We start from the raw sequence: 21,917 nt of genomic DNA, 5'->3' as shown, positions 1-21,917 counted from the left end.
ATCGAATAGCTCAAGAAAACCTCACCCTGGTTCTGCTACGCAAAACCTGTCCCTCTCCTTGTTAAGGAGAGGGATTAAAGTTAGGACAGGGTGAGGTTTTTGTTTTGGGTAATTCGATGACTTGTGTGTACGCCGTAGCTTCCCTAGTAAGGAAGGGGGATGCTCTAGCCCCTTATTGAAGAAAGAAACAAGGGGACTTGGGGGCTTGTCTGTTTCTTCAATCTTTCCAACTCCTCCTTTATAGTACAAATATACTAAATGATATGCTATAATTCCGATACTTTGATGTTGAAATCATCGTAGAGGATAAGCTGTAGTTGCTTGCTTTCCTGAGTGCCAAAAATTACCGCATTAGTTGAGTGTAAGCGCTATGGCAACATCCACAAACAAAGCAGGTACAAGAGATTAAAATAGTTGAATCCTAAACTCGACTCGGTGCTACTAATTAACTTTGAAAGGCATTGAAGTCTATATTTTCATGTCTTACGAACCCCTGCACCACAAATATCGCCCTAAGAGTTTTGCTGAACTGGTGGGCCAAGAGGCGATCGCTACCACCCTGACGAACGCGATCGGCACATCCAAAATCGCCCCCGCCTATTTATTCACTGGGCCTAGAGGTACCGGGAAAACTTCTAGCGCCCGGATTTTGGCTAAATCTCTCAATTGTCTCAAAGGTGATAAGCCCACTGCTGAACCCTGCGGCGTGTGTGATGTTTGTCAGGGAATCACCAAGGGTTATGCTTTAGATGTAATTGAAATAGATGCCGCTAGTAACACTGGTGTCGATAATATCCGCGAGTTGATTGAAAAAGCCCAGTTTGCTCCTGTGCAGTGTCGTTACAAGGTTTATGTAATCGACGAATGCCTAACTGGAGATTCTCTGGTCTTGACTGATGAGGGACTTCACAGAATTGACGATCCCAAAATTAAAGGCAAGAAAGTACTGAGTTACAACGACTCATCTCTTCAGTGGGAATTCAAGAAAGTTGTCAGATGGTTAGACCAAGGAGAACGGCAAACCCTGATTATCAAGACAACTAATCGAGAAATTAGATGTACGGGTAATCACTTAATTAGGACAGATCGGGGATGGCTACAAGCATTGGACGTAAAAGAAGGAGTGAAGATACTATCCCCTGTGAATGCGGATGCGGCATCCTCATTTACAAATTTGGTATCGATGGACGCACCCGGAGATTTGCTAGCGGACACCAGTTTAAAGGAAATACATCAGGGCAAAAATCATACGACCTGGAATCTATCCTTAAACAAGCCGAATTACTCCGACCTTTCTGTGCTTGCGGGTGTGGAGAAAAGCTTGATATTCCAACCTTTTTACAAAAAAAGGGGCGAGGAATCATCAGTATCCAGTCTCGCTGGGAAAAACATCCATATAAAAAAGGACACGGAATTTGGGAACTTAGAACAGAAAAGTTCCTTGCAGATGCGGCAGTTATACAACCAAATGCACTTGGGCTTATCTACGGAACCTTGCTTGGAGATTGCTCTATCAGTTATCCCAATAAATACAGCAGATTCCCTAGATTGTGTTGGACACACTCAGAAAAGCAGCAAGAATGGTTGGAATATAAAGCCTATCGCCTTCAAGAATTGCCTCCAAAACTGCGAATTATATCTAACAAAGGATACGGAAACATATCAGTTACCTGTAACACAGGTTGCCATCCCCAACTCAAAGATGTTTTTGACATCGTTAAACCGAGTAGGGATAAAAAACTCGTCTCTATGGACTGGCTTAATCGAATTACCCCAGAAGGAATTGCTTGGTGGTTTTGCGATGATGGTTCACTTGCCCTCAGTCCAGAAGGAAGTCCACAAATTCAACTACATACCGAAGGATTCTCTGCCGCAGAAAACCAACTCATTGCTACTTGGCTTACAGCAATGGGATACTCAGCAACAACAAAATTTTATACCAGAAGTAGTACCGACAAGACATACCACTATATACGGTTGGGGGCAAGCACCAGTAGAAAATGGCTGGCAGACCTTAAACAATATTCCATCCCCTCGATGGATTACAAGTTTGGAGACAGTCGAATCTGTCCACCTCGCTGGGGTTGAGCGAGTTTACGATATTGAAGTAGCAGATAATCATAATTTTGTGGCAAATGGACTTTTGGTACATAATTGCCACATGCTTAGTACTCAGGCATTCAATGCACTACTTAAGACCCTAGAAGAACCACCGAGGCATGTGGTTTTTGTGTTGGCGACAACAGACCCACAACGGGTGTTACCAACAATTATTTCGCGCTGTCAAAGGTTTGATTTTAGACGCATTCAGTTAGAGGCGATGGTCAAGCATTTAAGTGCGATCGCCTCTATAGAAAATATTCATATTTCACCCAATGCTGTAACCCTGGTAGCCCAACTTGCTCAGGGAGGATTGCGAGATGCCGAAAGTCTACTCGACCAATTGGGTTTATTAGCGGGTGAAGTGACACCAGAGCGAGTTTGGGATTTGGTGGGGACAGTGAGCGAACAGGACTTGCTGGGGCTTTTAAATGCGATCGCTCAAGATAAACCAGAAGCAGTTCTAGATTGTACTCACAACATCCTAGATCGTGGTCGAGAACCGCTAACTCTTCTGCAAAATCTCGCCGCCTTCTACCGCGATTTACTCATAGCCAAAACTGCACCCAACCGCCACGACTTGGTTGCTTGTACTCAGCAAACCTGGACAGCGCTGGTTGAGTTTGCCCAATACTTGGATATGAGCGCGATTTTAGCAGGACAGCAACACCTGCGAACATCAGAAGTGCAAATTAAAAATACTACCCAGCCGCGTTTGTGGTTAGAGGTAACATTACTAGGATTATTACCCAGTGCGACAAATATTCAACCACAAGCGCCAAGTGTCGCGCCGCGAGTTAACACACCTGCTGTATCTCCAAATTATTCTCCAGCAGTTGCCCAAAATCACACAGTCTCTTCTGTGCCTCTACATAATCCGCAAACAAATCATAATTCTGTATCTCCCAATCATCTAGCGGTTGCCCAAAATCAGCCCGTCACTTCATCTCCCCCAGCTCAACGGCAAACAAATCACAATTCTGCTGCTAACTCAGTTTCGCCACCAACCCCAGAACCTCTATCTGTACCGGTACCACCTGCAAACATTGAACCAGTAACTTCAGAAGTTGTTGGGGAAGCAGAATATGACTTAACTCAGGTTTGGCAACAGGTGCTTGCTAACCTCCAGCCAAAATCAAGGCAAGAAATGCTGCGCCAAATGAGCCAACTCATAGAGTTCAACGGTGTTGTGGCTCGAATTGCGATCAAACAGGCATGGTATGACAAGGGAAAATCTTATCTACCGATGATTACGGCAGCTTTCCAGCAGACTTTCCAGCGTGAAATCCAGATAAATATAGAAAAAGGAACTTCTTCAAACTCTACCTCAGCCAAAAAAAATCCTCCCCCAAAAGACTCTAGTCGCGTTCAGCAGCCACCAACTCCCAGTTATAACCAGCAAATTCAGTCTCCAGCGCCAGTACCACAGCCAACCACTCCACCACCAGCACCACTAAAAACCGAATCGGTAGCAAAGAACGGAAATGGTGTAAATGGCAATGGAGTAAATGGCAATGGCGTAAATGGCAATGGCGTAAATGGAAATGGGGTAAATGGAAATGGGGTGCAAGCTTTGCCTCCAACTGCAAAGCGAACACCCCCACCTGATTGGGAACCTGACGAAGTAGCGATCGCAGCTCAGCGTCTAGCAGAATTCTTCAACGGACAAATTATCCGTTTTGCAGAGGATTCAACAGAATTTTCAGATTCGGTAACTACACCTGAGTGGGTAGAAGAATCAGAAGTTGATGATGAATAAAAATTGGGCATTGGGTATTGGGTATTGGGCATTGGGCATTGGGCATTGGGTATTGGGTATTGGGCATTGGGCATTGGGCATTGGGCATTGGGGAAAGACCTTGATAAAGTTCTTCTCTGCCCTTGTACTCCTTTACTCCATCCATCATTTCCCTATTTCCCTATTTCCCTATTTCCCTATTTCCCTATTTCCCTATTTCCCTATTTCCCTATTTCCCATGCCCCATGCCCTATTCCCCATCCCCAGTATGCAAAGTTTTCACCCATTTCAGCCGCTTTGGTCTTACCGACATCCGGGCAGTAGTACTGCTCATGACGACTAACCAGTGCAACATATATAAACTGCCGCGCAGGGTTTGCACCAGCATGAGAAAATATGTAGAAAGTGGGAATTTTTGATCTTGACGTACCCGTTTCAGACCTGTAAACATCCCTACCATTGACATAGAAATGGACAAGCCTGTGATCGGACTTAAGATTGGTGGACGATGACGAGCGATCGCCATTAATAAATCTGGTACTGTTGCTGTGGGCAAAATATACATAATCAGCATAAAAATCAGCAAATCCCAGCTTTTGCGCCATCCCATCCGGTTTTTGAGAATTAAATCCCAGTAATCCAGATAGCGTTGATAACCGCCTTCTGCCCAACGGTTGCGCTGATGCCAGAGTGAAACTGCGCTCGTCACTCCTTCTTCTTGCACGGCTGGATGGAAAACACACTCAATATCCCATTTCTCCAAATGTAAACGGATTGTCAAATCTAAATCATCGGTAATGGTTTCCTCATTCCAGCCACCGCAGCTTTCCAAGGCTGAACGCCTGACAAATTGACCATTGCCCCGCAGTTCACCAATGCCCCCAAGGGCCGTTCGCTGTTGCTGAAACCAGGTATCAAGCGCCATTTCCGCCATTTGACCCTTAGTCCAAAAGTTTTCTTTAGCGTTGGCGATCGCTTTTCGCACCTGCACCGCCCCCACCTTTTCTCTTTGAAACAAAGGTATTACCTGTAGTAACAAGTCTGGTGTCACTTGGGCATCAGCATCAAATACTGCTATAATATCGCCCTTTGTCAGTGGCAATACCTGATTCAACGCCCCCGACTTGCCCCCACTAGCTTCTGCTGAACGCCTTAGTAGTTTCAGTTGCTCGTGTTTCTGTTCTAGTTCTGCTAATAAATGTGGGGTGCTATCACTGCTGTGATCGTCAATTATCCATACTTCGTATTGCCCACCTGGATATTCCAGATTACAAAGATTTTTGACTAATTTAGCAATTACCGCTTCTTCATTTTTCGCAGCCACTAGCAAAGATACAAAAGGCAAATCTCCCTGTATTTCTTTTGGATAACGACGGGGTTTAGTAAACACTACCACCAAGGCATGAAATCCTAGAATGGTGGTCAGTCCTAGAATAAATATAGAAGCCCAAGAAACTAAATGTAGAGCGATCGTGCCACTCCAGACGATAGTCAAGACTAGAGCTGCTTTGCGTCTACGACCTTGAAACCGGGGTGTTAGAGACACAGGATCTGTCTCTGACACTGGCTCCTCATTTACTGATAGGTCAGACAATAAGGAGTTGAGCGGATCAAGCTCTTGATAAGAATCTTCTTCGGGCCAGGAATTCGCTGGCATAGGTTAGGTTGCTTGATTCAAAAACCAGTATTTGTCTACAGTTAGTAATTTTACGGACAAATATCCCGAAGCTACTTTTCCCGATATTAATCGGAATGGGCAAACTGCAATACCCGCTATCCCTAAGCCAAAAGCCGCTGGGACTACCTTTGTTGTCACCGCCACTCTGCGTAATTACCTCACATTAACCACGTTTGCTACTCTTAGACAGAGGCTTGATTCCTTTGATAGCCACTTGGGCAGGAAGCTTGTAGAGTCGGACTTTTTCCAATCAGAACTCCGGTTTGGGCAAAGTAATAGCAAGGTAGCAGCAGCTTGTTGTTGGGAGAAACTGCAATAACGGCATCCACCACTTTACAGTCTGGATTTTTAGTGTTATCGTTCCCAGCTTCGATAAAAGTTAATGCAGCATCATTGTAACCGAAATTTTAATATTTCTTAGCAGTAACTTCATTTATTGGCCAAACAGGGCAATTCAATTTTGGATTTTGGATTAAATTTCAATCTAAAATCCAAAATCTAAAATCTAAAATTCTTGCTCCCCCACTCCCCACTCCCCCTATGTGTTTTAGATACATCTTTTGGGAATACTACTAACAACCACTAATATCCCCAGTTTTCAACCAACTTGAGGAATATTTAACAATGTCTATTGAGCAACTCCAGCCCGCCACTCAACAACAAGCCAGTGTTTACTTACCTTACGTTCAGGGCGCTAGGCGCAATTTCTTACCCTATGCCATCAGTCTTTATCAAAAAGGGGTCTTGGAGGGACATCGGAAGATAGAAGCCAGTGAACATATCCCCTTCGTCGCCTCCTGGAATGTTGCTACTTTACCGTCAGACTTAACCCGTTGCCGAATCCAGTTTGATGGCAATGCTGATCTGAGTTACGAATTGATGATGGCTAGTTTTGAGTTTATTAATTTTTTAATTGAACTTATGGACAACTATAAACGTCATCGCGTGACCGATTTTTCACAACCGTTTTACCGCAAGCTACTGCGTATAGACGATTGATTAAATTCAGCCGGACTTTTACCAGTTCGGCTTGTCTTTAAAACTGTTTATTCTGGTGGTATAAAACCTGGAGTTCTTGCTACAAAGCTTTTTTGCCTTTAGGGACGAAATTATTATCTTTGCGCTAGCCAATCGACAATCTGGGCATTAACAACATCTGGAACCTCATCGTGGGGACAATGACCAGCATTAGGAATGGGAACAATTTTGATTTCTTTGCCATTCTCACGCGCGTTTTCGTAAATCTTTGCCCCGGTAATTGGTGTCCAGGGATCGTCAGCACCCCAAATTATTAAAAGGGGGCGTTCTACTTTGGGCAATAGTTCCTCTGGACTTGGGCCAGGAGGGGCTGTGAGAATGGAGGCAAAAACTTGTTGCGCTCCTGGATCGCAAGAGGGAGTATAAAGTAAATCGACTAATTCATCAGTGACGGCTTCACGATCGCGGTAAACTTGGTAGAGGGTACGGCGAATTTGGGCTTTTTGGCGGATGCGGTTATAGACAAATTTACCTGTAATTGGCGATCGCACAAACCTGTTAAAAGCTGCTATGACAATCCGTAGCGGCGGGTTCAATTCGTGGGGACGATGACTCAACCCACCCGCAGAGTTAATTAAAATCCCACCAGCAGCAATTTCTGGATGTTCCACCAGTACTATCAAACTCAAAAGTGCGCCGATGGAGTTGCCAATAAATACAGCAGGTTCGTGTATATGTGCTATGCAAAAATCTTTCAGCAGTTCTACCCAAACTTCCACACTGTAATCAATGGGCGCTTTATCAGAACCACCAAAACCTAAAAGGTCTATGGCAAATACCTGGTAGCCAGCATTAGCTAAAACTGGGATATTTTTGCGCCAGTGTCCAATGGAAGCACCAAAGCCGTGAACCAGAATCAGAGGTCGTCCTGTACCCATGACAGTATACTGAATTTTATAGCCCTGCCAATTCCAAAAGAATTTTTCAAAAGCGTCTTGGGTTGCAAACTGCCGTGTAGTTACTGTCATTATTAAGATTTATAAAGTATTTCTTCAATATATAACAATCCGAGACGAGTTTCGACTACTTCGACGCTCAACGAAGAGGCAGGGGGAAGGCGGCTCAAAGCTTGGGGGAAATGACCCCAACCAAGAGCTGTGGAATGAAGGGGGGAACATGGGTCTGAGTCCCCCACTTGTTATAAGTGGCTCTCGAACAGGAATGGGTCGAATCCCAATTCTTTTCTATCCCCCAAGCTTTGAGATCCCTGCTCCCTTGCCTCTTCCTGAAAACCCTTGTAGAAACGCTGCATTGCAAGGTTTCTACATCTAATCTAATCAGCTAAATCTTCTACAGCACTGGCACTAGTCGGTAATGCGGCTGTTAAAACCTCGCTACCGTCTGTTGTAACTAAAACATCATCTTCGATGCGGATTCCGCGCACATCGGCAAATTCAGATAAACGCTGCCAATTTACGACATGATGATATTTTGAGCGGAGATTGACATCATTTAAAATTGCTGGTACTTGATAAAAACCAGGCTCAATTGTGACTAACATTCCTGGACGCAAAGGACGATTTAAACGCAGGTAGCTTAAACCAAAGCGATCGCTCCTTTCACGTCCCTCTTCATAGCCTGCTAAATCGCCCAAATCTTCCAGATCATGAACATCTAAACCCAATAGATGACCGATACCATGAGGGAAAAACAGCGCGTGAGTATCCATCTCTACTAAATCTTGGGGATTTCCTTGTAAAATGCCTAACTCCACTAAACCTTCAGCTATGACCGTAACAGCCAGCAAATGAATATCCCCATACTCTACACCAGGATGTATTTTGGCAATGCAAGCATCATGGGCTGCTAATACGACATTATAAATATCTCTCTGGGTTGATGAAAATTTACCGGAAACTGGCCATGTGCGAGTGACATCACCTGCCCAACCCGTCTGGGTTTCAGCGCCAACATCGGCAAGCAGTAAATCACCTGGTTGTAAAGGCTGGTGATATTGTTCGTTATGCAGAACTTCACCGTGAACGGTGACAATACTGTTGTATGAGGTGGTCATATTGTGGGCAATAATTACCCCTTCCATCGCTGCACGAACTTCTGCTTCCAGCTTGGCTTGAGGTGTTGCTGCCATACCAGCTTTGTGTGCTTTAACGGTGACAGCAGCAGCTTTTCGCAACTCGGTTAATGCAGCTTGATCGTGGGTGAGGCGTAGGGTAACGATCGCCTTAGCTAACTCCAAATCAATTCCTTGGGGAGGACTTTGTGGTAAAACCCATCTATTTAATAGCTGCGATTGCTGCGTCCAAGTAGCCGCATCTTGTACAGCAATTGTCGCGGCATCTTCTATCCAAGACTCTAATTCTGCCATTGGTCGAGCCACATCCGCCCCAATCTGCTGGGCTATTTCCTCGCGCGTTGGCATTTCTCCATGCCAAAGGGCGCTGCTGGGTGAGGGATCGTCGATGAATAATTCTAGCTTACCCGCTTCTAGACGAATTGCCGCCTTTGATAATGGCAGTCCGGCGAAGTAGAGAAAATGACTGCTAGCACGAAACGGAAAAGCATTTGCTGGAAAGTTGCGCGAACTGTTGCTACCTGACCAGAGAATTGCGGGAAAATTAATCAGGTTGGCTAGTTGTTGCCGTCGGAGGCGTAAAGTATCGATTAGGGAAGTAGAAGTTTGTGGGATCAGCATAAATGGAAACTCAAAGAAAAGGTGATAGTTTTGCCTTTATTTAGTCGTTATCTTCTTTATCGTCATCTTTTTTATCATCCTTGCGATCGCTATGTTTATCATCGCCATTTTTTTCGTTCTGCTTTACTTGATTAGGCTGTTGGGTAGGTTGTATGACTGGTTTTTGTTGCTCAGTTGCAGGAACTGGCCGCGGTACTTCAACAACACAACTAACTAATCCTCCAGAAATTAGCGCTAAGTTGAGAGCAGCAAAGATGCTTCTGAAGATTTTTATCCTCATGTTTCCGTTTTCCTTTAACATTCACCCTAGTTTTTAAAGATTGTATGACTAATTTCTAAGGTAACGTGAGTTCGATGAACCTCTCCCTGCCTCCGGCTTCCCTCTCCGATACTTTGGAGAGGGATTGAGGGTGAGGTTTGATCTTATATTTAATTACGCCTACCTACTTAGTTCAAGTCTGCCCCTCTCCACTTGACTAGGGTAGGTTCTGCCATCGCACTCAGTATATTGCTCAAAGCGCTACCGAGATGCGAAAAACCCTCATTCGCTATCTAACTGATGAAATCGTCGCCAATATCCTGGAAACTCCTTCTGGGTTAAAGTTGGGGAGAGAACGGAGAAAAGTTACGGTTCTCGTGTCTGATTTAAAAGGATTCTCAGCTATTTCTGAACAATTGCCCTCTGAAGAAGTAGTAAAGATTTTGAATGCTAATATTAACCTGCAAATTGCTGGATAATTACAAATAGAACATCAGGGAATGAAACACCGTGTGAAAATTTGTGAAATTCGTGGCATTGGCGGTCAATATAATTTATTCTTAACTAAAGATAATAAAAAAATAATCATTCTCAATCAATAAGTACCTGTAAAATACACTATTTTGCAGGGAAAAAATGCCGTGTTAACAGTATTTCATGGTTCATTGGTTAACCTCTTTTAAAAAGGGGCATAACTGCGATCGCCACATTCTTTAGAACTCTTGAGTAATCTCAAACTCAAGTTATTGATTGACGCAAAACTGGTTACAGAAGAAGAAGATATCTATGCCAAGGTGATCCAACAATCTAATGTTGACGAGCATCTTTTTCTGCTTCGGTTTACAGATGTTCCCCCAAAAACGATAGCAATTCTCAATGCACTGCGTCAGCCTGGGTGAGATTAGGGCATCAATATTCAAATGATAACGAAGGGAGGTGTATGTAAATAGAGTCAACTGAAAAAGTAGGTAGTTCAGCTTTTTTTAAAAAAGTAGCAATTGTTGCTGATATAACCAAGCGATCGCGGTAAGATTTGGGACTAAAGCCTGATCCATCTCCAATAACTCCTAACTCTGACCGAATAATTAATAATTCGTAATTTATGGTATAGAGCAACTAGCTTGAGTTCTGGAGATAAAAATATGATTTCTTCTAAAACTAGATTAAATTACATCCAAAGGACAGATGAGCAACGTAAACAACTTTCAAAGACTAGTAGAACTTGCAAATGATTATGGAATTATTTGCCAGCCAACACCAGAAGAATGCTTGATTGCATCCTTACCTGGACACGATGATTTCTTATTAGCTTTTACTTGGTCTGGTACAATTGAGGGAGAACCGCCAGAGCATGAACTAATCGCAATTAGTGTACAGGATCTAGTCAAACAAGTTACCGTTGCAGCTTGGCAGATTCCTATTTATTTATTCGGAAACGTTTTAAGGCAGGCTCAGATGCTTGTCGCTGCCCACAAAGATTTTGTTAGCTAACTATAGCATTTGATTAATTCGTAGCGAATTAAATTTGGCAATACGTTGCAATGCCAATGCATAGGGATGCATTGTTAATGCGTCCCTCTACAATGCCAATGCATCCCAATACAATGTTAATGCGTCTTTCTGCAATGCCAATGCAAGAGGATGCCTTGTTAATGCGTCCCCTTGCAATGCTAATGCATCCCAATGCAATGTTAATGCGTTTCCCCGCATTAAAAACGCTACGCTTTTACGCAAAACTGTACTAACGGGACAAGCCCTAGCTAAAAACTACTATCCCTGTCCACAGTGGCAGGGATTTTTATTTGGACTCCTGTGCCCACAAGAGAAGCTGACACGCGATGCCATGCTTGATGGGAATAAATAGCGCCTTCACTCTTTCTCATTCCCAGCCCCATGCACTCTCTACAAGATTTATTTTCCATTGATGAATTTGATAAATTATTTCAATTTGGTCTTTGTTAGCCAAAAAAAATCACAATTATGTTGGCAATTTTCTGACATCTTCTAAAAAATTTAATATAGTGCATTAATTAATATTAACTAGCTTCTATAGCAATCCTATCTGAGTTGTGAAAATTACTGTTTTAACGAACCGCAGAGGCGCAGAGAGCGCAGAGAGAGGAATCTACAAAAATTTTCACAAATGATTTAGGACTGCTATAGCAGACTATGAGCTATCCAGATTTTTCCCCACAAGGCTATCAAGTCATTAACGAATTAGGGCGGAATCGAGAAGGAGGAAGGATTACATGGTTGGTATCAAACCTCAATACAAGTCAACAGGTGGTAGTGAAACAGTTCTGTTTTGCTCAACTTGGTTCTAATTGGTCAGCTTTCACAGCACATGAGCGAGAGATTCAAGTGCTACAGGGACTTAATCATCGGGAAATCCCCGCATTTGTGTTTGAATTTTTCTTTGTGATGTTGATTTTGGTCAAATTAACGGTAATGCTACTTAAATGCTACTTAAAACGGTAGCCTTAAATAATCCAGCAACTCACACACTGCATCATGTTACCTAAACCCAAAAAGCACTGGACACCTCAGCACTGGGCAAGTTGGAAGCCCTTCGGGATTGGCGAACAGTACCCCAACAACTACTGGGAGGTCTTTCGGGCAATCTGGCTGTCTCGTGACAAACTACCCTATGCGTGGAATATTCTCGATAAAGGTGTTTGCGATGGTTGCGCTCTCGGAACAACCGGGATGAAAGATTGGACTTTAGATGGCATCCATCTCTGCAATGTCCGGTTGCGGCTGTTGCGGATGAATACTATGCCAGCTTTTGACCCTATGCCATTAGAAGATGTTTCGCAGTTCCAAAAGCAAAAAAGTGTCCAACTACGAGACTTGGGACGGCTTCCTTACCCGATGATTCGTCAACGCGGGGAAAAGGGCTTTCGTCGTGTTAGCTGGGATGAAGCTTTAGGGATAATTAGCGATCGCATCCGCACTACTACACCAGACCGCCTCAGTTTCTATGTTACCAGTCGCGGTACTGTCAACGAGACTTATTATGCTACCCAAAAAGCTGTGCGGGCAATGGGAAGCAATAATATTGATAACGCTGCCCGTATCTGCCATTCTCCCAGCACGGCGGGACTGAAAGCTGCTATTGGTGCAGGGGCTACTACCTGTTCTTATAAAGACTGGATTGGAACTGATTTATTAGTCTTCATTGGCTCCAATGTTGCCAATAATCAGCCTGTTACCGTTAAGTATCTCCATTACGCCAAGAAAGCTGGCACTAAGATTGTAGTTATTAATACTTACCGTGAGCCAGGAATGGAGCGCTACTGGGTGCCCTCAATTGTGGAAAGTGCCGTTTTTGGTACAAAGTTTGCCGAAGACTTCTTTTTAATCAACATGGGCGGGGATATAGCATTTTTGAATGGCACAATTAAACATATAATTGCTCACAATTGGGTAGACCAGTCATTTATAAATTTACACACAGATGGCTTTGCCGAACTCAAGACATCGTTAGAAAGTCAATCTTGGGAAGAATTAGAGCGGCTTTCTGGTACATCCCGCGAGTCAATGTACGGCTTTGCCAAAATGGTCAAAGAAGCGAATAAAGCTGTATTTGTTTGGAGTATGGGCATTACTCAACATGAATGCGGTGAAGATAATGTGCGAAGTATCATTAACTTAGCTCTCACCAAAGGTTTTGTCGGTCGGGAAGGCTGCGGTTTAATGCCAATTCGCGGTCATTCTGGGGTGCAGGGTGGCGCAGAAATGGGATGTTACGCGACAGTGTTTCCTGGTGGTAAACCGATTACTTCAGAAAATGCTGCCCAATTGAGTCAGCATTGGGGCTTTGAAGTACCAGCAAGTAAAGGTTTAATTGCTCCAGAAATGATTAACGCCGCACATCAGGGGCAATTAGATGTGTTGTTTTCCGTGGGCGGGAATTTTTTAGAAGTGCTACCAGAACCAGATTATGTGGAAGCCGCGCTGAAAAAAATACCGTTGCGGGTACACATGGATATTGTTCTCTCTAGCCAAATGTTGGTGGAACCTGCTGATACTGTGGTGCTTTTACCTGCGACGACTCGCTACGAAATACCAGGGGGAGTCACACAAACTAATACTGAACGCCGGGTAATTTTCAGTCCAGAAATTCCCGGGACACGCATTGGGGAAACACGTCCAGAGTGGGAAGTATTTTTAGAATTGGCAAGGCGGGTAAAACCAGATTTAGCAGATAAGCTGGCTTTTGCTGACACAGCTGCTATCCGTCAAGAAATTGCTCAAGTCGTCCCGCAATATGCTGGTATTCAACACTTACAGCAAGCTGGCGATCAATTTCAGTATGGTGGGTCACATTTGTGCTTTGGTTGGAATTTCCCAACAGTGGATGGTAAGGCACACTTTGGCGTATTGTTGCCACGCCAAAGAGAATTACCAGAAGGTTATTTCTTATTAGCAACGCGCCGAGGCAAACAATTTAATAGTATGGTGCAGGAGCGCAAGGATGCAATTACAGGGGCGGTGCGAGAGGCGGTGCTAATAAATGCTGCTGATGCGGCACTATTGGGTTTAAAAGATTGCGATCGCGTCATTCTTAAGAATGAGTTAGGCGAGTTGTTCTGTCAAGTCTACATTGCGCCAATTCAGTCAGGAAACTTGCAAGTACATTGGCCAGAAGGGAATGTGCTACTAGATAAAAGTAAGCGATCGCTTGAAGGTGTACCTGATTATAATGCGATCGTGCGGTTGGAAAAAATCTGAATCAAGTCTCATTTTCCCAGTTTTCACATTTCCAACAGCATATCTACAGCAATAGTATATGTTAAGCGCATCTTTTAATATGATTTGTTGCGAAAACATTTTTGAGAAGCGCCTAACGCACCACTATCTAGTAAAAGTAAAGTTTTGGCTGTTGACAAAATTCACTTACTTTTATACTTGTTCCAAATGAGCGTTCATAATTAATTCGTAATTGTTTGGTTATGCTTCGCCTAACTCAACCTACAGACTAAAGCTAATAGCTGCCTAAAAACTTAGTTACAATAATTGATAGAGCAGGCAAATTGCTTATATCTGTTAACGCCAACTCTTTGATTAATTCTTTGGCTTGTTTATGGTATGTTTTAAATTTAGAACTCAGAAGTTCTTTTTGTTCAAGTTCAGCGCCATCAGACAATATACTATTGACGGTTGCTAATATAGCAAGTGTGATCATTACGGATACACCAGCAGCAGCAACATCAATAATTCCTGTTGGTGGAAAAAATGATTTTACAAATAAAAAGATGCTAGAGCCAGCAGTCTCAGCAAAGAATGTAGGTAGAATAGTAATTGCTGCATTTGTAGATAATATTTTACCAGTATACAGATAGGAAAGAGACGCTATAGCAACTCCTTGTGTTGCTGTTATCCAAGCTGCGCTACCAGGGAGGAATGCTTCACCTGCTACTGCAACTAGAGCTGTTGCAATTATAGTTACTGCATAAGATTGCTTTTCAGCCATGTGTCTTTTTAGCAGCAGGTCTTTTCCTTTTTTTTCTAGAAATTCCTCAATATTTTTACGTAGTGGATGGACTCCCCTAATGTCCATTTTCGGTAAACGGCTTTTAGGGTCGTAACCTTTAGTACAGATTGGATAAATTTTATCTACGTCTAAATCACTTTTCCATTGATGGATTACATCATCAAGAGCTGTTGAGTCTAGATCATCCCACTCATCTATCTTATTTAAAACTACAAAAATCGAATCACAGTGTTTTTTTAAATCATCTAGATTTTTCTTTTGAGATGCATCTGACGAACCAGTTACTACAAAAAGTCCAATATCAATATGCTTCAAAAAACTTTTAGTGACTTCACTGTTTTCTTTTCGGACATCATCAAGTCCTGGAGAATCAATCAGACAAACTTTTTCATCAAGTTTGATAATTCGCAAATCTTTCGTAACTCCTGATATTGCTCCTACCTTTGCAATTTCGAGAGCCTGCCTTCGAGTGAGTTTTAACAAAGCATTTATTAATGAGCTTTTCCCAGAACTTACTTTGCCAATGACTGCAATATTCAATGTTTGAGATAAATTTGGTGCTTTCTCATCAAAGTTGGCCTTAACCCTGTCAAAAAAACTTTCTTCGTTCAATCCATCAAAAGCTGAGTTCGTCATCTAGTAGTTCATCCATTTTATGTATCAATGGTTGAACTTATAGTACCCACAAAGCTTATCAAACTAACCAGCAATCGCACCTTGGGGTACTGACCATGAGTAAATATCCACAAAGATTTTTTGTGAATCGTGTCAGGAGACTTCACAAAATTTGCATCAAGACTACCGCAAAGATGAGCATCTCTGCGGTAGTTGTAAGTTAACCACTATTAAAGTAGAGCAAAAACAGCCAGGTCTAGCTTAATTTGCTACTTTCAGTTATCCCCAATTCTAGAAAGCTATTGAGAGTTCTTGGACTTGACTAACCCATTGCTTGCACCGCAGTCAGCATGAAATTAATCCGCTGCTCAAACTCTAGCTTTTTGATCAATGCAACAAATTCGTCCGTTTCAGCAGGTGGTTGATAGTCAGGCGGCACTTGAATGATGCTTCCATTCTCCATTCCTTCTGCCAGCAGCAGCCAAACGTCTAATCTGGCATTGGCACTTAGAGCATTATAGGCTTGGCTAATATTGTTCGCTGCACCATTAATAATGTCGCGTTGTGCTTGCAGTTGCTCTTCAGGAGATAAGTCCAGAAATAGGTCAAACACTGCTTTAGCAGGAACTTCTATCCTTTGAGGAGGTGCCGGCTTTAGCTGCTCTTTAATATCCAAGTAACCAAACCAAAGTAAGGCTAGTTGAGTATCTACATCAAAGCGTTGAAAAGTTTCTAAAGCCGGTTTTGTTGCTTCATCAACTGTATAAGTCATAAAAAACTCTAACTAAGTTAAGGGTATTCTGATTTCTTCAGTTACTGAAATGAGAAAATTTGCTTTCAGTATCTTCATATAACTTAACGAACAAATGAAGATGGATAACTCTACTTAGGGTATGAATAGGACTCACTACATAAGACAGATATAGATAACTTAAGTTGCTACTTACAAAAATCCCTGCTTTGATGTATGGACTTACGCAAAATATCTCTCAAACTCTGATTTCTCTGTGTCCTCTGCGCCTCTGTGGTTCGTTATTCCGTAACTTGTGCGTAAGTCCTAGATGTATGGAAAAGTAAAGATAAAAGTTAAAAGTTTAAGTAACATTTCTGAATGTAGGGGTTTTGCTCATATCCAGACATTACCCAAAGTTGAGAAGCTTGTCTCCAAATGAGCGAAGCGTCAGTGATAATGCCTAGAATTTTAAAGTAAGCGATCGCTCGAAGGAGTTCCTGATTATAATGCAGTAGTACGCCTAGAAAAGCAAACCTAATATTAACGCTTTTTGACTGCTACGCTCGACTTAATATTACTCCAAAACTTGCAGCCATGTCTGTCGCCAAAGATTTTGAAACCCCAGAAGATGTTATATTTCCACCAGGGGATTTAGAAAGTAATGAGCCACCATTGGAAACATACCTACATTTGCAGCAAATGCTGCTATTGATAAAATGCCTTGATTGGTGGTGGCGAGACCACAACGACTTTTTTGCTGCCGGCAATCTTAGCATTTATTACAGTCCACGCCAGCGAAAATCTCAAGACTTTCGGGGGCCAGATTTCTTTGTCGTTTTGGATACTGAACGCAAACCCCGTGATAGTTGGGTTGTTTGGGAAGAAGACGGCAAATATCCAAATTTGATTATAGAACTGCTTTCAAAGTCAACCGCAGCGATTGACAAGGGCTTAAAAAAACAAATTTACCAAGATATCTTTCGCACTCCTGAATATTTTTGGTTTGACCCCAAGAATCTAGAATTTGCTGGGTTTATTTTGTTGGGTGGTAGGTATCAACCTATAGAACCCAACCCACAAGAATTGTTATGGAGTCAGCAGCTAAGTTTGTATTTGGGTGTTCATGAAAATCAATTACGCTATTTCAATGCGGAAGGACAGTTAATGCCTACACCTGAAGAAATTGCACTGTGGGAAGCGAATCACGCTGAACAAGAACGACAACGCGCTGAACGCCTAGCAGCCAAATTGCGAGAACTGAATATTGACCCAGAAAATTTATCATGATAATGTCAGCCCTACAAACATAATTACAAATTAGTAAGGTAATCGTCATTCTTTTTTCCAGAATGATTCGCTTGTAGTAAGGGCTGAAGCCCTGGTTTTATGCAACTTAAATGCTCATTAGCTTATCAATTATTCTCGACAACCTCTAAACCTGTCCTAGCTACTGATTTAATATCAACATCCTGATTGTTTAGTAGCACTATTATGGTGGTATTTTGATTGGGAAGATATGCAAGCAATGTTACGAAGCCATAAGCTGTACCAGTATGCCCAATTGCTTTTTCCAAAGGAGATGAAAAGCGTTCTACACCCAACCCATAGCTATAACCTTCGCCATTATCTTTAAATTTCAGCATTTCTTTCATCATCTTCGAGGAAAGTAAGGTTTTTTTGACAAATAACGCTTTAGCGAACTTGGCTAAATCCTCTGCTGTTGAAACCAATCCACCATCTCCCAAGCCATTGCCATCATTGACTTTTGCGTAGCTATCTAGCTTACCATGCTTATGGCGATCGCCATAACCTGTAGCTACTTCTCCAATTGTCGGTTCGCGCAATTCCGTGAAGGTATGTTTTAATCCTAATGGTTTTAAAATCCGACTGCGGATTGCTTGTGCGAGAGTTCCCCTAGTTATATTTTCAACAATCAGTTCCAAAAGAATGTAGTTGCCATCAGTATAAATAAATTTTTCTCCGGGATTTGCACGCGGTTGTTCTTGGTACATATATCGAATAGCTTCTCTAGCTGTCCAAGGCTGTGAGCGACTTCTTTTCGCAGTAGCTTGAATAAACTCTTTTGTATCTAAGTATTCAGCAATACCACTAGTATGGTTGAGCAGTTGACGAACTGTAATTTTGTCGCTGTTAATAATATGAGGACTGATGTCTCTTGGTAGGTAGGTTGCGATCGCCCGATCTAATTCTATCTTCTTTTGCTCCACTAATTTCAGCACAACCACCGCCATAAAAGTTTTACTCATACTGGCAATGGCAAAGCCATCTGTGGGTTTCATCCGGGTTTTAGTTGACAAGTTATTCACACCAGATGCTCCCAACCAAGAACCTTTAGGTGTAGTAATATACATGACTGCACCAGGGATTTTTTGTTCTACAACTATCTCATTTAAAAGTGTCTGTAGTCGAGAACTTTTCCCTACGGTGGAGGTAGACATGACTTGTTTAGCAAGAGATTTTTCAATTACTCCCTGACTAATGTTATTACCCACTAGATATCCTGCAAAACCAAGGGAAATCACAAAGACTATTGCAAATAAAATTTTACTGAAAGCCAAAAATTTTAGGTTCATTTTACTTCCTAAACAGAAACCTAGTACCGCAGGGCAAAATTCAAAATTCAAAATTCAAAATGAATATAGCGTAAGCGTTTCATTGATTTTGAATGGGTGGTTTATTTACGCCATGCTGTACTAGCCGAACTAGCTCAACTACACAAAGTAGTTGGTGAGCATCAACTTGACATCTGATATACAAATAGCATTACTCTGTTTCCAGATTAGTATCAAAATTTCAATTCACCAACTCTCACAAATATGAGAATGCCAACTAAAAGCAAGACTAAAGCTACTGTTTGGGTAGTGGAAAAAGGTCAAGTACGGCCTCGTTTAGATCATCTCACTACTGAGGAACCTTTAGAAATTCGCCTTATTCCTCTCCAGAAGACGGTAGCTGTAACCATGCGGACACCAGGGGCAGATTTTGAACTAGCTGCTGGTTTCCTCTACAGTGAAGGAGTCGTTAGCCGCAGGGAAGATATCCGACGTATGAGCTACTGCGTAGATGGTGAGCAACGCCATAACATCGTAAATGTAGAACTGCGGGATGGGTTGATTCCAGACTTACAGCCTTTAGAGCGTCATTTCTACACTAGTAGCGCTTGTGGGGTGTGTGGTAAAGCTAGCCTTGAGGCTTTGCGTCTGCGGGGATGTCCAGTGATTCCTTCTGGGCTAACGGTAACACCTGAGATTATCTACAGCCTACCAGACAAGCTCCGCGCTGCTCAAGGTATCTTTAGTGCTACAGGGGGTTTACACGCTGCGGCTACCTTCAATGCTCAAGGACAGTTGTTAAACCTGCGGGAGGATGTTGGGCGACACAATGCTTTGGATAAATTGATTGGTACAGCTTTGCTCAGTGACGAGTTGCCTTTAAATAATTGTATTGTCCTAGTCAGTGGACGCTCTAGTTTTGAGATTTTGCAAAAGTCTACAACTGCTGGAGTTCCCATTGTTTGTTCTGTATCCGCTCCCAGTAGTTTGGCGATGTCTGTCGCCAAAGAATTCGGGATTACCTTAATTGGATTCTTGCGCGGAGAACGGTTCAATATTTATACTGGTTTGCAAAGAATAAACGCTGCTTAATAAATTTCGTAAGGTGTGTTACCGCGAAGCTTCAAGATAGCTAACAAAAGCGATCGCTCTCCCGATTCAAAGAGGAAACACCAAGCGATGGCACAGCTTGAGCTAGCCAAGCTGTGCAAATATTTTTAGTCAAGATTCCTCAAATAAGTGATCTCCTTTATGTAAGCGTTCAGCAATTTGATAGGTTTGTCCTTGAGATCGCATTGTGGGAGAATGAGCTGCTAAATACCGAGATGCAGCTACTAATATGTGAATACCAGCCGGAGTTTCCCTAAACAGAGAATACTGACCAAAAGCTGCTTCTATTTCTTGAATGACATGAAAATCGCGGTTTTCTCGCAGCATCAATTTTCCCAGCATTGCCATCAGTTTTTCAGCACGGCCACCGCTATATAAATAGTTAGCAACTAACTGGCCTGTCTGGTTTACTTGTTGCTGACGGTTTAATAAATCCGGTAGCTGCTGTAGTAATTCTTCAGGATTTTCAACGGTGTCTTTGGGTTCTGGCAGCCGTGCTGGTGGGACATTCAAAAAACGATTTAAATAAACACTCATAGCTGCATCAAACACACCTCTTATTAGTTCTACTGTTGGTACTCTTCGTAACCCTCGATGCACGGCATTAGCAAAAGTAAATGGATGGTGTGCTGAATTCCAATCTCCAAAGTCATTGTTAGTGTGGAAACGAGCTACTCGCAATGCTGTTGTATAAGTAACCACACTGGCTAATTGTTCTTCAGTACAACCTGCAAGCAGTGCATTCAGCAGCGAGTCAGCGATCGCTTGTGGGTCTTCACCCAATAAAATTGGTACTAATTCATCTGGTTTTGACCAAGTTCCTTGTCGAGATTTTCCCACATTTAATACAGTAGGTAATTGCTCAAAAGCCGACTCCAATATTGCCACCAAATCTACAGGGTAGCGCCAGGAATTAGATTCTTCCATACGTACTGCATTAGCTAAACCTGAAACGAGGCTAGCCAAAATCGATTCAGATGCTTGCCAATCTACAGCATCAAGTGATTCTAGTGCTTTGTTAATAAAATCAAGCGTATGCCCAAAATCAAGATAGCGATGATCCGTAGCAGCACAGAACAGCATATCTGCAATTTGCTGGGAATTTGCTCCTGAGCGAATCGCAGATACTAGACATCTTTGTGCTGCTTCAGTATCCCGTACCTGAATAAATTGGCGAAACCAGCTTTTGAGAGTCACAAAATCAACTTTAGAGTTGGGTAAAGGGTGAACAACAAACTGTGGTGGGGCATCGGCACTATCATTAGCTACTGCCGAAAGTCCGTGGAATAAAGCACGAGGTTTGTCTTCTGCATCTAAGTAAGGTAGTAAATTCATCATGCAAGTATGGATAGTTAAACCTGTACTCCAACCTGCTTTGTGATAACGAGTACCGAATTCTAGCCCCGTGAGAAATGGTTCCGCCGGATTGACTCCGATATCTAACAGTGCGATCGTTGATTTAGCAATAATTAAGGAAATATTCTGCTCTAAACCGTCTTGCAGACGTTGGCGGTGGTGGGCATGAGGGTTAACTGGTGGGGCTAAATTTACCCAAACTTCACCATCACGGATTTCTACAGGGAAACAAGGAACATCATCTGCCCAAGAATCAAAGGTTCCACCACTAGCTAGATCAAAGCGGGCATAGTGCCAAGGGCAGGTAACAATACCATTCTTACAAGTACTTCCTTGTAGGGGAAAGCCCATATGGGGGCAACGGTTATCTATTGCATAAACTGTATTGTTTGAGTAAAATAAAGCGATCGTATGCTTTTCCTTGTGGACTAGCAAACTGCCTGCTGCCTGAACTTCTACAAGTTGAGCAACACGGATATAATCGTCTCTTTTCGTTGCAGCAACAAATATTTGAGTCATTTAATTGCACATAGGTAAATGTCAAAACCCTTACTTCTAGTTTGACGA

At 42.6% G+C, this 21,917-nt stretch carries 19 protein-coding genes and 1 pseudogene; 11 read left to right on the top strand and 9 right to left on the bottom strand.

The window, feature by feature from the left end; all coding sequences use genetic code 11:
- The first annotated feature begins 478 nt into the window (after positions 1-478).
- Positions 479-3,859 (top strand): DNA polymerase III subunit gamma/tau, encoded by a 3,381-nt coding sequence (gene dnaX, locus V7K31_RS14400; protein WP_335095000.1) that lies wholly within the window; start codon positions 479-481, stop codon positions 3,857-3,859.
- On the opposite strand, the gene V7K31_RS14395 is transcribed toward dnaX, so the two are convergent.
- Positions 3,816-4,007, bottom strand: a complete 192-nt coding sequence (locus tag V7K31_RS14395; RefSeq protein WP_335094999.1) for a hypothetical protein — start codon at positions 4,005-4,007, stop codon at positions 3,816-3,818. The two genes, dnaX and V7K31_RS14395, sit on opposite strands and share 44 nt — an antisense overlap.
- A gap of 81 nt (positions 4,008-4,088) precedes the next feature.
- A complete protein-coding gene (locus V7K31_RS14390) occupies positions 4,089-5,495 on the bottom strand; it encodes a glycosyltransferase (protein WP_335094998.1) in 1,407 nt (468 codons plus the stop codon).
- Positions 5,496-5,526: 31 nt separating this feature from the next.
- Between V7K31_RS14390 and V7K31_RS14385 the strand changes: the two genes are divergently transcribed.
- On the top strand, positions 5,527-5,835 hold the full coding sequence (locus V7K31_RS14385) for a hypothetical protein (protein WP_335094997.1): 309 nt from the start codon (positions 5,527-5,529) through the stop codon (positions 5,833-5,835).
- Between the two features lie 305 nt (positions 5,836-6,140).
- Positions 6,141-6,515 carry a type IV pilus biogenesis protein EbsA gene (gene ebsA, locus V7K31_RS14380; RefSeq protein ID WP_334830063.1) on the top strand — a complete coding sequence of 125 codons (375 nt, stop codon included), beginning with the start codon at positions 6,141-6,143 and terminating at the stop codon, positions 6,513-6,515.
- A 113-nt stretch (positions 6,516-6,628) separates the two neighbouring features.
- On the opposite strand, the gene V7K31_RS14375 is transcribed toward ebsA, so the two are convergent.
- From V7K31_RS14375 to V7K31_RS14365, 3 genes are all read right to left on the bottom strand, one after another.
- Positions 6,629-7,522 (bottom strand): alpha/beta fold hydrolase, encoded by an 894-nt coding sequence (locus tag V7K31_RS14375; protein ID WP_335094996.1) that lies wholly within the window; start codon positions 7,520-7,522, stop codon positions 6,629-6,631.
- A 305-nt stretch (positions 7,523-7,827) separates the two neighbouring features.
- Positions 7,828-9,207, bottom strand: a complete 1,380-nt coding sequence (locus V7K31_RS14370) for an aminopeptidase P family protein (protein WP_335094995.1) — start codon at positions 9,205-9,207, stop codon at positions 7,828-7,830.
- A gap of 40 nt (positions 9,208-9,247) precedes the next feature.
- Positions 9,248-9,487 (bottom strand): hypothetical protein, encoded by a 240-nt coding sequence (locus tag V7K31_RS14365; RefSeq protein ID WP_335094994.1) that lies wholly within the window; start codon positions 9,485-9,487, stop codon positions 9,248-9,250.
- Positions 9,488-9,705: 218 nt separating this feature from the next.
- Here V7K31_RS14365 and V7K31_RS14360 point away from each other — a divergent pair.
- The 6 genes and pseudogenes from V7K31_RS14360 to V7K31_RS14335 all read left to right on the top strand — a co-directional run.
- Positions 9,706-9,915, top strand: a pseudogene (locus V7K31_RS14360) (hypothetical protein); the annotation flags it as partial.
- 273 nt (positions 9,916-10,188) lie between these two features.
- Positions 10,189-10,365: a hypothetical protein gene (locus tag V7K31_RS14355; protein ID WP_335094992.1), complete on the top strand. Its 177-nt coding sequence runs from the start codon at positions 10,189-10,191 to the stop codon at positions 10,363-10,365.
- A gap of 286 nt (positions 10,366-10,651) precedes the next feature.
- Complete coding sequence (locus V7K31_RS14350) at positions 10,652-10,957, top strand: hypothetical protein (protein ID WP_335094991.1); 306 nt, start codon at positions 10,652-10,654, stop codon at positions 10,955-10,957.
- A 77-nt stretch (positions 10,958-11,034) separates the two neighbouring features.
- Complete coding sequence (locus V7K31_RS14345) at positions 11,035-11,211, top strand: hypothetical protein (RefSeq protein ID WP_335094990.1); 177 nt, start codon at positions 11,035-11,037, stop codon at positions 11,209-11,211.
- Positions 11,212-11,635: 424 nt separating this feature from the next.
- A complete protein-coding gene (locus V7K31_RS14340; RefSeq protein WP_335094989.1) occupies positions 11,636-11,944 on the top strand; it encodes a hypothetical protein in 309 nt (102 codons plus the stop codon).
- Between the two features lie 33 nt (positions 11,945-11,977).
- Complete coding sequence (locus tag V7K31_RS14335) at positions 11,978-14,200, top strand: FdhF/YdeP family oxidoreductase (RefSeq protein ID WP_335094988.1); 2,223 nt, start codon at positions 11,978-11,980, stop codon at positions 14,198-14,200.
- Positions 14,201-14,453: 253 nt separating this feature from the next.
- Here V7K31_RS14335 and V7K31_RS14330 read toward each other — a convergent pair whose 3' ends face one another.
- Together V7K31_RS14330 and V7K31_RS14325 are read right to left on the bottom strand one after the other, a co-directional pair.
- A complete protein-coding gene (locus V7K31_RS14330) occupies positions 14,454-15,599 on the bottom strand; it encodes a GTPase (protein WP_335094987.1) in 1,146 nt (381 codons plus the stop codon).
- Between the two features lie 301 nt (positions 15,600-15,900).
- The gene (locus tag V7K31_RS14325; protein ID WP_335094986.1) at positions 15,901-16,350 is read right to left on the bottom strand and encodes an orange carotenoid protein N-terminal domain-containing protein; all 450 of its coding nucleotides are present in this window, start codon (positions 16,348-16,350) and stop codon (positions 15,901-15,903) included.
- Between the two features lie 555 nt (positions 16,351-16,905).
- Between V7K31_RS14325 and V7K31_RS14320 the strand changes: the two genes are divergently transcribed.
- A complete protein-coding gene (locus V7K31_RS14320; protein ID WP_335094985.1) occupies positions 16,906-17,598 on the top strand; it encodes a Uma2 family endonuclease in 693 nt (230 codons plus the stop codon).
- Positions 17,599-17,723: 125 nt separating this feature from the next.
- Here V7K31_RS14320 and V7K31_RS14315 read toward each other — a convergent pair whose 3' ends face one another.
- Positions 17,724-18,905 carry a serine hydrolase domain-containing protein gene (locus V7K31_RS14315; RefSeq protein WP_335094984.1) on the bottom strand — a complete coding sequence of 394 codons (1,182 nt, stop codon included), beginning with the start codon at positions 18,903-18,905 and terminating at the stop codon, positions 17,724-17,726.
- Positions 18,906-19,148: 243 nt separating this feature from the next.
- Between V7K31_RS14315 and fdhD the strand changes: the two genes are divergently transcribed.
- Positions 19,149-19,976 (top strand): formate dehydrogenase accessory sulfurtransferase FdhD, encoded by an 828-nt coding sequence (fdhD, locus tag V7K31_RS14310; RefSeq protein WP_335094983.1) that lies wholly within the window; start codon positions 19,149-19,151, stop codon positions 19,974-19,976.
- 129 nt (positions 19,977-20,105) lie between these two features.
- Here the strand turns inward: fdhD and V7K31_RS14305 are convergent, their stop codons facing one another.
- Positions 20,106-21,869, bottom strand: coding sequence for a Rieske (2Fe-2S) protein (locus V7K31_RS14305; RefSeq protein WP_335094982.1), 1,764 nt, complete (start codon positions 21,867-21,869; stop codon positions 20,106-20,108).
- Between the last annotated feature and the right edge of the window lie 48 nt (positions 21,870-21,917).

The organism is Nostoc sp. (genome assembly GCF_036917675.1).
Lineage (GTDB): Bacteria > Cyanobacteriota > Cyanobacteriia > Cyanobacteriales > Nostocaceae > Nostoc.
Note: the sequence above shows the minus strand (reverse complement) of the source record. Positions and strands in the feature narration are given on the sequence as shown.